Source organism: Algoriphagus yeomjeoni (assembly GCF_003259505.1).
Lineage (GTDB): Bacteria > Bacteroidota > Bacteroidia > Cytophagales > Cyclobacteriaceae > Algoriphagus > Algoriphagus yeomjeoni.
The window spans coordinates 24,979-38,811 of sequence record NZ_QLLK01000001.1 but is presented as its reverse complement, the minus strand read 5'-3'; the positions used below and the strand labels follow the sequence as shown (position 1 = coordinate 38,811).

Sequence of the window (13,833 nt, the reverse complement as noted above, 5' to 3'; positions counted from 1 at the left end):
TTAATCGAAGGTTGGAACTTGAATTCTCTCCCCGCCTTTCATGGCAGACTCATGTGCGCAAATTCCCGCACAGGTATAGTTTGCTGCAATAGCAGCATCAACTGCAGAATCTCTTCCTTCTACAATCGCCGCTACGAATTCCTGCACCAAATGTGGGTGAGAACCTCCATGACCGGCTCCCTGTAGGAATGACACGTGGTTTGGATCGTCGATAGTTTGTCTCTTGGTGAAATGCTTGATCGGTTCGATCAGCAACTCATCTGTGTCTGGCACATCAATTCTTCTGGCATTTTCTCCTCCATCAAAGATCACATGGCTTTCATCTTCCAATTGCTCCCATTCGAAAGACATCTTGGTGCCATAGACATCGTAAGACTCACGGTACTGACGCACCACATCAAAAAGTGAACGTGTAGCTTCGGCGATTACGTCTGAGTTTTTCAGGGTAAAAGTTGCCGTTTCCATCGCAAAGGGAGATCCATGACGACTTGCCAGATCTTCACTCAATCGACCAGAACCGTGACAAACCACAGTTTCAGCTTTAGTATTGTTGATTCTCAAAAGCGGAGAAATTGCGTGCGTACCATTCAGCATAGGCGGGAAACCTTTCCAGTATTCATCCCAACCTGGCATGCTCATATCCTGAATATGCGAACCTCTTACCATCTGGATTCTTCCTAACTGGCCAGTTTCTGCCAACTTCAATCCGTATAAAAATTCACGGGTATAAAGCGCAGTTTCCATCATCATATAGACTTTGCCTGACTTTCTCTTTGCGTCCACAATCGCTGCACAATCTTCCTTTGTCATCGCCATAGGAATGGTACAAGCCGTGTGTTTGTTTGCATTGAGAGATGCCAAAGTCATTCTTGCATGATCAGGAACAGGAGTCACGATATGAATCGCATCCACGTCCTCACGATTAGGTACATCATCGAAATTGGTGAAGCAAAGATTTCTGTCCAGGTTAAACTTCGTAGCCAACTCGTCGATTGTCTTCGGATTTCTGGTACAAATACCAACAGCTTTAATGTTTGGATGTGCTTGATAGATTGGGATAAACTCCTTGCCGAAACCCAGTCCGACTATAACTACAGTGATTTGCTTTTGACTCATTTGTAAATACTTTAGGTTCTTGATTTATTGTTTAAAAAGATAGGTTCAACAGGTTTGAAACTCATTTTGATATTTCGGTCTGTGGAGATACTCCACGGCGTACAGGCGCAGACCGAGAAACTCATAGGTTGAGAGAATTATTTAGCTGCCCATTTTACAGCGTTTCGGATCATTGTTTGATAGGCTTCCAGCTCATGGGAAGCTGCATCATGGCCTAATGCGATGCCCACGATTTTCGCTTTTGCATGCTTGACGATGTAAACGGATGGGAAAACCTCACTTCCTTCCGTACTGGCATTGGCTAGAACTTCAATTCCAGGACCTGCAGGATCCACTTTTTGGTAGTATAATTCATCATCCAAGGAGAAGTGAGCGGGAACGCCCTTGGTCACTGGATGTTTTACATCAGTCAGATCCACATTGAATTTCCCATATCGGTTGTGTCCTCTTGAGCCACCACTTACCAGTTCTTTATTGTATTCTGGCCAGTCTCTCCAGCTATACCACATGCCTGCATGGGCGATTATGATTCCTTTACCAGCATCTGCAAAAGCAAATATTGCCTCACGGGTGGCAAGGTCATTGATCGGTTTGTTATTGGAGAGAAAAAGCACATCGATGGTGTCCAGATAATCTTTGATATTATCGGTGTCCTCCGTGTAAGTAACTTCGGCTAAACCATTTCTTTCCAGAGTAGCGGCATCCACCTCTTTGTACCATTTTTGAAAATCGTGCGATGCATTTCCCCCAACGATAAGAACCTTTATTGGCTTGCGTCGTGAGTTTGGATTCTCCTTGGTTTCAGCATTCAGGTTCATCATCAATCCAAAAGTCAGGATAAAAGACAGACCTAATTTGAGAAGTCCTTTTAGGTTTACTCTGCGAGTTGTTTTCATAATTTAATGGGTTTGAGTATTGTTAATGTTAATGTATAGCTCAATATAAAATCAACTTTCCACGAGCATGATACCATTCATCATTCTCCAATGACCTGGGAATGTGCAGGCAAATGGATATTTCCCGGGAGTAGTCGGTGCAGTAAATGTCAATGTGTACAATTCCTGCGGGCCAATCATCTTCGTGGAGAAAAGTACTTCGGGAATTTGAGGAACGTAGAATTTCTCCGAAGCTTTAGGATCTCTCAGCATGGCATCTGCCGCTGCACCAACTTTGTCCAAGGTTCCTGGTTTGGCTATAAGGAGGTTATGTTCCATCCCATCTAGGTTATCAATCTCCAAAATGATTTTGTCACCTGCTTTAACTTTGAAAGTATCCAGACTAAACTTCATCATTTCAGGTACGACTTCGATCAAAATCGTTGTCACTCGATCTTCTTCATTTCGTTCAATTCGGAGGTTACTTGTTGGTTGGTCTGTGCTTTCTACAGTTGGTTTTGCTTCGCAAAAAGCAATCGCTTCAGACGATTTCACCTCTTTTGGAGAAAACCAATTCCCTAGCAGCAGCATAGCTGCCATAGGAAATAAGGTTGCTTTAATCATGGGTTGTTATTTTAACTCTAATACTACATTTCTCAGGTTGCCTTCAAAGCTGAATTCGTCTTTGTACGGCCCTACATTTCTATCTCCACCGAAGTCACGGCCGGATCTTACGCTTGGCGCAAGTTTGCCGCTGAAAGCTCCGTTGGCTTTGGATGTAGCTACAGACTTTCCGTCAACCAAGATTTCCATTTTTCCATCTTGAGCTAAATTTGCCTGAGCTTCATAGCTCTCTGGAAGTACTGCACTTGTTACAGCTTCAAAAGATTTCCCGTTTTGCTTCACGATCCAGTGCAACTTGCCTTCTTCCAGATAGAACGTGTATCCATTTTGAGCATCTCCGTGCGCGGTAATCACGCCGAAAGGCTCCTGATCTTGTCTCTTAGAAATCTGCGTTGAAATGGAAATTGCTTTGCCTTTTACATCTGGAGAATACTGAAGCGTACTTCTTCTCCCTAGCTCGTATTTCTCATTTGCCACGGAAGTCATCAATCGGTTAGTGAGGTCAGTTTTCTCCCCACCAATAGCATCTGTGAAGAATTTACCCTGCTCAGCTGCCGCTGCGAAAATCGCCTTTTGCAACCAGTCGTCTTTGGCATTTGCCTCTTCCAAACTAGCCTGATAAAGCATTGCGCCAGCTTCTGCACTTCCAGGAACTTCAGCCAGCTTCAAGATCGCATGCATTCTTACATTCAGATCCTTGTCCTGAGTCAGGCCAGAGGATTTAATCGCCTGAGTTGTTGCCTGATAATTCGGCAGCACGGCTATCGCGGCTTTTCTTACGCCAGCAGCAGGATGCGATAAGGCAGTAGTCGCAACTTTGATTGCCTCAGCATTATTCCCTTCAAAAGCTCCCAAGCCATGAAGTGCCCACAGGGCATGGACTGCAGGGCTATTTAGCCCAATTTCATCCACAGATTTATCATTGACGATTTTGTACAAATCACCGAATACGTTCTGGTTTCCAGACTCCACAAGCAATCGTTGCGCAGTCATTCTCCAGAACATGTTATCATTTTTCAAGGCTGCGATCAGACCTTTTGAATCTTCCTTAGAAAGTTTCATCGGCTTATCACTGCTGCCGTCTTTATAGACAACTCGGTAAATTCTACCATGATTGGTATCGCGAAGCTTACTCTGGAAGGCATTGCCCTGGCCATGCGGCTGATCTTCGAAAGGCAGAATCATTCTGGATGGAGCTTGGCGCTCCACAAAGACATTGTGCTGTATGATGAAATTGTACCAATCTGCTACCCAAACCGCTCCATCAGGCCCCACTTCTGCCTGAACGGGTCCGAACCATTCGTCAGAACTTGCCAGGAAATTCCATCCATCTTTTTCGCTAAAACCTGCTCCATTCGGCTCTACAATCGCATTATGCGTCAATCGGATTGTAGGCTCATTTACAAAAGCGATTCTGTTCCAATATTCCTTCGGGAAATCTCTAGCAGTATACAGTCTAAATCCAGCAGCAGAGGTAAACCCACCGACCACATCCACCTGTCTTAAGTTTGGAGTCATGGCATGGGCATCGTAATGCCCATCGATTTTTTGGATCGGTTGGATCTCAAATTCCGGTGTAGCTTCACCTTCGCCAGCTTTAGTGAATACGCGCTGCAAATATTTGGCAGGAATGGAATAATATCCTGCGTGCGTATTATTTGCAGTGGACATGAACACGTTGTTGTCTTCTGAGAAGCCCAGTCCCCAAGTATTATTACTGGATCCAGCCAGGTATTCAAAGTCTTTTCCGTCAGGGTCTAATCGATAAATACCCTGCGGGAAACTCATCTGCTCTCCATTGATAGTTCCGTTAAATCCAGAATATCCAGTGACTCCCCAGATTTTATTATCAAATCCGTATTGTAGATTGGATGGGCCTGCGTGCGTATCATTTTTGCCCCAGCCCGTCATGATGACTTTCTTCACATCAGCTACATCATCACCATCTGTATCTTTCATAAAGACAAAGTCAGGAGCCATAGAAACTACAATTCCTCCATTTGCAAATACCATACTGGTCGGGATATTCAATCCATCGGCGAAGACGGTAAACTTATCAGCTTTGCCATCGCCGTCGGTATCCTCGCATATTTTGATACGGTCATTGGCCAGACCGTCAGTTTCTTTAAAAGTATTTGGGTAATCCACAGATTCTACAATCCAGAGTCTTCCTCTTTCGTCCCATGCCATCGCAATAGGATTTTGAATATCTGGCTCTGAAGCAAAAAGCTCTATGGAAAAATCTACTGGTTTTTGAATCAGTTTCTTGGATTCATCCGGAGTCAATGCATCCTGCATTTTTGGCACCTCATATCTCGCTGTGAAGTCCGAGATTTTCTCATCGTAAATTGAAACATCAGGAATATTAAGAGCAGCAACACTTGCTTTGACATCGTCACCCATTGCCCAGAAAATACCATTTTCTACCAACTCCAAAAAGCCCTCGTTTTTCCAAGTTCTCTCGTCATGACCATAAGCGGTATAGAAAACGCGGCCTTTACCCACATTTCTCGTCCAGGTGTAAGGCTCTCTATGATCCCCATCAACTCGCTCTATTAGCACAGTCATGTCAGGATTGATTCGCTGATGCACGTAAGTTTCGTCCCAAGTTTCGAAAGGTGTTAACCCTTTCATCACCTCATTATTAGGAGCCACAATATTTCCTGTGAAATCGCCTTCACCATGGGAGGCAAACTGCCCACCGATAGTTTCTATGTACCAATCTGAGTTTTTGAAACAGCCCGTAGCAGAGTGTAGCGGAATCAATCCTTTGCCGCCCTCCACAAAACTTTTCATCGCTGCTTCCTGCTCTTTTGAAATCACGTCGTGGTTGGCGTAGATCACCAAACCATCATATTTAGAGAGATTTTCGGTATTGAGATCTTCCAGTTTTTCGGTGTAAGTAATATTTATTCCGCTTGCGAAAAGCGCAGTTGCAAGCCAAGGTGCGTATAATCTGGAATTGTGATGCTCGCTGGCGTGTCCGAGAAAAAGCACTTCGGCTCGGCGAGGTTCCGGTTTACTATTAAATGCTAGCGCAGTTGGAGTGAAATTGAGACTTAAGAAAAAAGTCGCAAAAAGCAGGAATAGAACAGTAATGTTTCTACTTAATCGCATGATTAATTCGGTTTATCAGGGTTTATCAATAAGATGATGAATTAAAGTGAGGACTTTGCTTCATCTTAGGCTGTAAAACTAGCCATTGACATACTTTTTGATTAGTCCCAAAACTTCAAAAAATAGCAAATTCCCTTCTTTTTGGAAGTTAGCTGTTTTTGTAACAGGCTGATTACCAATTGGAGGAGAATTTGACCATCTGTATCTTTAATTAACTCATGTGTTTATAGCATGTCTCCTACAACACATCAGCTTTCTTAACAAAATCCTTCGGAAGCTCCCCGAAGTGCTTTTGGAAGCATTTGGTGAAATAGGAAGGACTGTTGAAACCCACCATTTCGCTGATCTCAGCGATGCTATGAAGTCCGTCACCCAACAATTCTGCAGATCTTTTTAACCGGACAAGGCGGATGTAGCCATTTGGCGTCAATTCAGAAATTCCTTTGATTTTGCGAAGCAAGCTGGATTGACTCATGTTAAGTTGGTCTGCGAGCTCTGAAACTCCAAAAAGCTCATTTTCTATATTTGCCAAAATCGCTTCATTGATCTTCTTCAAAAACTCCTCATCTGCCTTGGAATGGGCGATGGTGTCAGAATTCACAAGAGGAAGGCTGGCAAAAGCTTTTTTGATCTGATCCCTATGCTGAAGTAAGTTTTTGATCTGCAGGTAAAGAAATTCCAGTGAAAAAGGCTTTTCCAGATACACATCTGCCCCCATTTCCAATCCGGTGATTTTCGCATTGATGTTATTTTTTGCCGTAAGGAGCACAACTGGAATATGGCTGGTAGCCAGATCTGATTTGATATGTTCACAGAGTTTGTAGCCATCCATCTCAGGCATCATCACGTCGGAAATTACCAGATCAATCGGCTCTTTTTTCAATACATCAAGAGCCAAAAGACCATTTGCTGCTTTATGAATCACATATTTCCCTTTCAGCTTTTCCCCCAAAAACTGAAGCAGCTCCTTATTATCCTCTACCAGTAATATAGCAGGGAGGCTACCTTTCTTCTTCGATTTTGCAGGTAAAATGACTTGTTCTTCTTCATCATCTTTTACAACAGAAACTAAGTCATTCTCCTCTTCAAAATGTATGGCGTCTTTCTGCTTGATCGGTAGCTCCAAAACGAATCGATTTAGATCGCGATCCTCAGCCATTATCAATGTGCCATGGTGCATTTCTGCCAGAGATTTCGCCAAGGGCAATCCCAATCCAGTGCCTTGATTTGCTTTGGAGGCATTGTTATCCCCAATTTGGAAGAAAGGCTCAAAGATTTTTTCGGCCATTTCCTTAGGGATAAGATCGCCATCATTCGAGATCTCTATGTAAAAAACTGACGGGGAAGAAGGTTCATATTCCAGTCGAATGTGAATCATACTTTCCGCATTTTTCAGTGCATTGATCAAAAGATTGCTCAGAATTTTGATCACAGCTTCTTTATCTACATCTGCGAAAAGCGTGGCAGTCGACTTCTCCATGGTGAAGTTTAGACCGGATTGTACTGCGGTCACCTTAAATCTGTCATGGAGTTCCTGTAGAATGCCACAGATTTCAGTTTTGAGAAAGCTCAGCTTAAATCCCCGCTGCTCTGTCTTCCGGAAATCAAGCAGCTGATTGCTGAGATCGATCAGGCGATTGGTATTTTTTTCGATGATCAGCAGATCATTTTTCACTTCTGGATCTGTATTTCTATTCTTACTGAGGATATCTTCCAAAGGCCCCTTGATCAAGGTTAAGGGAGTTCTGATCTCATGGGTGATATTCGTGAAAAACTCGATTTTGGCTTCGTAAAGCTCTTTTTCCTTCTCAGCTTCGAGTAAGTTAATTTGAACCTGATGGCGATTATTTACCCGGTTTTTATAAAAGGAAATAATCCAATAAGCGAGTAAGATTATGGCCAGCAGATAAATAGCATAGGCTATAGATGTCTTATAGAATGGCGGAAGAATCTCAATTTCAAGCTCGGTTTCCTGATAAGTATTTGAACCTTGGGCCTGTGGAGACCTGACCTGAAGTGTGTAATTGCCAGGAGGTAAATATGAATAGGAAATAGCTTGGGATTCAGACATTTGTCGCCAGTCTTTTTCCAATCCTTTCAATCGATAGAGAAAATTCCAATTCTGAGAATTCGTATAACCCAGCGATGCTACTTCAAAAGTCAAGGAGTTTTGGTAGGACATCAACGAGATTTTATCTGTGTATAAAATGGATTTTTTGAGAATTCCATCTTCAGGATCTATGGGGATTTCCTCATTGAACAGCTCAATACCGGTGAAAATAAGTTTGGAAGGGGAATTACTTGATTCGATTTTATCAGGTTGAAAAGAGATAAATCCTCCCTGCGAGCCAAAGTACAGCGTACCATCTTCTGCTTTGTATCCAGAACGATAATTGAAGGGACTCGGGATCAGCCCGCTTTTTTCATCAAATAATTTTAAAGCCTCAGTATCCGGATCAAACTGGATAAGACCTTTATTAGAAGTGAGCCAAAGTGCTCCTAAATCATCTTCCAGTATCTTAAAATAGGTATTTGCAGGAAATCCCTTTTCGATGGTGTAGGATGTAAAGGATTGATCTGCCTTATTGAATTTTGCGAAACCACCACCGGCAGTAGCGATCCAAAGTGTATGCCCAGAATCCTCATATAGATCGATCACTGTCTGATGCGGAATACTTCCAGCTGTGGATGGGTCGGGGACGAACTGTGAAGTTTCTTCAGTGTCCGGGTTGAATCTAATCAAACCATCATTGTAAGTTCCTGCCCAGATCGTTCCTGATTCATCTTCAAGCAGATCATACACAAAGTAATTTCTGAACTCCTCTATTTTTCTAAACTGTTCATTACCTTTTTCAAAAAGAAAAAGCCCACTTGGAGTTCCAATCCAAATTCTATCACGGCTATCGGCAAGTATTGCAAAAGGATCATCATTCGTCAATCCGGACCCCGGTGTATTCGAGGTGATTTTTTTGATTTTTCCAGTTGAAGTATCCAGTATATTTACTCCTGTATTGAATGTGCCTATCCAGAGTTTGTCTCCTTGTTTTGCCAAGCCGTGGACGTTTCTATAAGGCAGCTCTCGATCTGAATCACCGGTAGACAATTGCTCAAACTTTCCTGTTTGCGGATCAAAAAGATTCAAACCAGCATCTTCAGTTCCAATCCAAATCTTGCCGTCACCATTTCCTACCATTTCCCTTACCCGCATGCCACTAATAGTATTGGCATTTGTGATAGGGTAGTATTTTTCAAATTTGACCGCCTGATTTGGTAGGAAATCCACACCTCCAAAATAGCTTCCTACCCAAATACCCCCTTCAGTATCTTTCCAAAGTGAGTAGATCGCATTGTTGGAAAGGGAATAAGGGTCATCCGAATTCTCTTGAAGATTTTGAAAGGTATTGGTCACAAAATCATAAATGAAAAGCCCTGATTCAGTGCCTATCCCAAGTTCATTTTGGCTGAATTGGAGCATATCACGGACGTAGATAGGATTCCCCTTTGCATCTTTTGTGAGCAGATCTGTAATCTTTCCACTGCTTTTTTCGAGCTTTTTCACCCCGGCATTTTTGGTGCCAATCAACATGAAATCCCCCCAGTCCTGCAAGCCTAAAACCTGATCCTGAGTGAGCTTGCCATCCTCATCCATGTACATGGAGAAAGTTTCACTGTCTTCAATATATCGCCCAACTCCCTTCTCAAGTAGACCTACCCAAACCACATTTTGAACATCAACTTTCACAGATGAAACACTACCCGCAGGAAGACTTCCTTTTTTAGTTGGGTCATGGGAAAGAAGCTCCAACTCCTTTTTCTGAAAATCAAACCTGAATATTCCTTGATTATTACCGGCAATCCAGATGTTTCCATCCTTGTCCTCAGCCAAAGAAGAAATAATGTTTACTGGAGATTGTCCGTCTGCTGTTTGGTAAGGAAAAGCCGTGAATTTGTCCAGTGATTTGTCGAAGAGATAAATCCCCTCATCCGTCCCAAGCCAAAAGATTCCATCTCTATCCTCATGGATTACATGGACGTAATCACTCCCCAATTTATCTTCTGGATTGCCTTTTGAATCCGAATTGTACACTTTCCATCGCTGTCCGTCAAATCGATTTAGACCATACTTGGTCCCAAACCACATAAATCCCTGACGATCCTGAAAAATCGAAAAAACAGAGTTGTGCGAGAGACCTGAATTAATATCATAATTCCGGAAATAGTAGCGCTTGTCCTGCGCTAATGCATGACTGAAAATAGACAGGAGAATAATGAGGCTTAGAAAACCTGCCATTCTACTTTTTGACCAGGTCATAGGATTTTGGGTTGTAATGCTGAAATTATCAAAATCCGCCTAGCTAGCTCATTTTGAACTCAATAATTACATTCTCTGATGAATGATTGGAGAATTTTTATCATTTGATGACCGATAAGTTACAAAACTACCCTACTAGACTTTTCAGTTCGCAATCGATTTCGGACCAGTTTATCTAGATCTTATTAAATTCAGAATATTGATTTACTTTTTAAAGAATTAACAACAAATTTGACACATAAATACTAGATAAATAACCAAAAGTCAGAATTATATTTTGATTTTAGAGTTTTAACAAGATTAACGAAAAGCTGGAGCGGTAAATCTTTTATTTTTTGAAGTATTAGTGATATAAGCTCGCCTCGGTGGAAATTACTTTTATACTATCGGAAAAAGAGCCTTTTCACTTAAGATAAAGCTCCTATTCGATACTTATTTATTTACACATAACCCTCAATAAACCTCTATGCTAAAAACACCAACTCCCACCTAGCCTGAAGATCTAGCTTACTAGATTGTTTACACAGGCTAACGCAGTGTTTTCCCTCTATTTCTAAATGTTTGAAAGTGCCTTTTTCAAGGCTTCATTGGAAAATATTGCCTAAACCGAACACCTATTTATTTATATAATTTTTAACCCAAAATGAAATCATATGAAAAGACTTCTTCTCATGAAATCTACTCTGATGCTCCTTATAGGGATGTTAGCGGTACTGCCGCTACTAGCTCAGACCGGCACCACGATCCGAGGCACGATCCTCGAAGAGTCCTCTGGAGAGCCTTTGCCTGGGGTCAGTATCCTCGAAAAAGGAACGACTAACGGAACCGTCACAGATCTGGACGGTAATTTTGTCCTCGAATTAAAAAGTGATAATGCTTCACTCCGAATCTCATTTATAGGATTCAAAACCCAAGAAGTATTAGTCGGAAGCCAGACCGAACTGGATTTAGAATTAGTAAGTGATCTTGGAAGCCTGGATGAAGTAATCGTAGTCGGTTACGGAGAGCAGCAAAAAGAAACTATCACCGGTGCTGTGGCGAATGTAACAAGTCGGGATATTGATAAAGCCCCATCTGCAACCGTATCTGGTGCGCTAGCCGGTAAAATGGCAGGCTTAGCTTTCCGTCAGCCTGATGGCAGACCTGGCGCTGGAGCTTGGCTTCAGATTCGAAATATGGGTACGCCTTTGTTCGTAATTGATGGAATCCAAAAGGACGAAGGACAGTTTAACAACCTAGCTCCGGGCGATATAGAAAGTATCACCATACTTAAAGATGCATCGGCGGCCGTTTATGGTTCCCGAGCTGCAAATGGTGTAGTCGTGGTGAAAACCAAGCAAGGCAAACGTGGAGAAACTCCTACTATCAACATCAATGGATATTACGGAGTCCAAAACTGGTCCAGGTTCCCAGAAGGAGTGGATGCTTACGAATGGATGCTGGGTAGAGCAGATGCCGATATTAACCAGTTTGGTAATACCAATATCACTGCTGAAGAATTGGAAAAATGGAAGCAGGGTACTGAATATGGCTACAGGTCATTTGATTGGCAGGATTTTATAATCCAAGGAAATGCGCCTCAAAGTAACTTCAATGCATCAGTTTCCGGTGGATCAGAGCGCACGAATTACTATTTATCTGTAACCCGGTTTGATCAAAAGTCCGTGTTCTCAGATGAATTTGAATTTAATAGAACTAACATTCAGTCAAATATCACGACCGAAATCACAGATAAGTTGACTGTAGGAATGCAGATCAACGGTCGTATAGAAAACCGTGAAAACCCAGGTGTTCCCGGTGGAGATGATTACTGGCAGCCAAGGTTTGCGCTTTTCAGAAATAGACCAACCGAGCGGCCGTACGCCAATGACAATCCTGATTATCCTGCTAACATCAACAATATCGAGACGAATTGGGCGCTGCTAAACTATGACCGTACCGGTTTTTATGAAAACAAGTGGCAGGTGCTTCAGACCAACTTTATCGCTGAATACGAGATTGTAGAAGGCCTGAAAGCCAAAGGAATGTATTCCTACTATTTGGCAGACAACATGTTCAACACCTTTGAATACACTTATGATGTGTTTGGGTACAATCCTGAGACGGATGAGTATTTCAGATCCGGGGGAAATGACAACCCATACCGAGATCGGGGTCAGACTAAAATCATGGAAAATGTATGGCAGCTTTCTTTGAACTACAATAAGACCTTTGCCGAAAAGCACAATGTATCCGCATTCTTTTTGAACGAGCGCATCGAGCGAACCCGTCTTTATAATTTCCTGCACTCAGTACCTACCAATAATTACTTGGACATTATTGAGTTTGCTGATACAGACACTTATAATGACGAGCGTCAAGTAGAGGCCAGAATCGGTTATGTGGGACGTGTAAATTATGACTATGCGGGCAAATATCTACTTGAGGTAGCAGGTCGTGCAGATGCTTCCTGGAAATTCTCACCAGACAATCGCTGGGGCTTCTTCCCTTCCGTTTCTGCGGGCTGGAGAATCTCTGAAGAAGGATTTATGGATGATTTCTCCAGCAATTTGAATATGGATGAACTTAAAATCAGAGCATCTTATGGACAACTGGGTGATGATAATATTGGAATCGGCCCATTTGATTACCTCACTGGGTACAGATATGGATCTTCCACGGTAATTGTAGACGGAGAAAATATCCAGGGGTCTGCAAATACAGGTCAGCCAATTGACAACCTCTCCTGGTACGTGGCAACGATAGCAGATATAGGGATAGACTTCTCCTTTGGCAGTGGCAAAATCACAGGGGCTTTGGATTATTTCAATAGAAAAAGAACTGGCCTTAGAGGTGTACGAAATGATATATTCTTACCGCTGGAGCTTGGTTATGGCTTGACAGATGAAAACTTAAACTCGGATTCTAATTCCGGTGCTGAAGCCGCTATCAATTGGAATGGAAGAGCAGGTGACTTAGTATTCAGAATTGGCGGTAACGTGTCTTATTCAAGAAGCAAATTTGTAGAATCCTATAACCCAACCTTCAGTTCATCTTGGGATCAGTACAGAAACTCCCGTGAAGGTCGTTACAACGGGATTTTTTGGGGATATGAAGTCACTGGACAATTTGAGTCTTTCGAAGCAATCAACGATTATCCGGTTAATATCGACGGACAGGGAAACAAGACTTTGCTGCCTGGAGATTTGATCTACAAAGATGTAAACATGGATGGCAAAATCGATGGCTATGATGTGCGCCCAATTGGATACCAATCTGGTGCTCTACCAAGCTTGAATTTTGGTCTAAACTTCAATTTCCAATACAAAGGATTTGACCTTACAGCTGACTTCTCTGGTGGAGGAATGTACTCTTACAATCAAAATTGGGAAATGCGCTGGCCATACCAAAACGGCGGAAACCTATTGGCCTCCATGTATGACGACCGCTATCACAGAGAAGATATTTTGGACATCAACAGTGAGTGGATTCCAGGTAAAAACCCTCCATTGAGATTCAACACCGGTGGCCATAGTAACTACAACAAGAACTCTACCTGGTGGCTGACTAACGTAAAATACCTAAGAATGAGAACCCTTGAATTGGGATACTCACTTCCTGAGAAAGTGCTGAACAGATGGAATATGTCCAGAGCACGAATATATGTGAGCAGCTTCAACCTGTTTGCGCTTGATAATGTGCATCAGTTCGGAATAGATCCGGAAGTAGCAGATGAAAATGGCTTGCAGTATCCACAGAATAAAGTGGTCAATGTGGGATTCAACGTGTCATTCTAATAAACCCGAACGA

At 42.5% G+C, this 13,833-nt stretch carries 6 protein-coding genes; 1 reads left to right on the top strand and 5 read right to left on the bottom strand.

The genetic code is table 11. From position 1 onward, the window contains the following. From LV83_RS00125 to LV83_RS00105, 5 genes are all read right to left on the bottom strand, one after another. The gene (locus tag LV83_RS00125; protein ID WP_111609497.1) at positions 1-1,116 is read right to left on the bottom strand and encodes a Gfo/Idh/MocA family protein; all 1,116 of its coding nucleotides are present in this window, start codon (positions 1,114-1,116) and stop codon (positions 1-3) included. A gap of 137 nt (positions 1,117-1,253) precedes the next feature. After that, positions 1,254-2,012 carry a ThuA domain-containing protein gene (locus tag LV83_RS00120; protein WP_111609496.1) on the bottom strand — a complete coding sequence of 253 codons (759 nt, stop codon included), beginning with the start codon at positions 2,010-2,012 and terminating at the stop codon, positions 1,254-1,256. Between the two features lie 51 nt (positions 2,013-2,063). Beyond that, a complete protein-coding gene (locus LV83_RS00115) occupies positions 2,064-2,615 on the bottom strand; it encodes a plastocyanin/azurin family copper-binding protein (RefSeq protein ID WP_111609495.1) in 552 nt (183 codons plus the stop codon). A 6-nt stretch (positions 2,616-2,621) separates the two neighbouring features. Continuing rightward, the gene (locus LV83_RS00110) at positions 2,622-5,732 is read right to left on the bottom strand and encodes a PVC-type heme-binding CxxCH protein (RefSeq protein ID WP_111609494.1); all 3,111 of its coding nucleotides are present in this window, start codon (positions 5,730-5,732) and stop codon (positions 2,622-2,624) included. Between the two features lie 238 nt (positions 5,733-5,970). Continuing rightward, complete coding sequence (locus LV83_RS00105) at positions 5,971-10,044, bottom strand: hybrid sensor histidine kinase/response regulator transcription factor (protein WP_111609493.1); 4,074 nt, start codon at positions 10,042-10,044, stop codon at positions 5,971-5,973. A 653-nt stretch (positions 10,045-10,697) separates the two neighbouring features. On the opposite strand from LV83_RS00105, the gene LV83_RS00100 reads away from it, so the two are divergent. Beyond that, positions 10,698-13,820, top strand: coding sequence for a SusC/RagA family TonB-linked outer membrane protein (locus LV83_RS00100; RefSeq protein WP_111609492.1), 3,123 nt, complete (start codon positions 10,698-10,700; stop codon positions 13,818-13,820). Positions 13,821-13,833 lie beyond the last annotated feature (13 nt).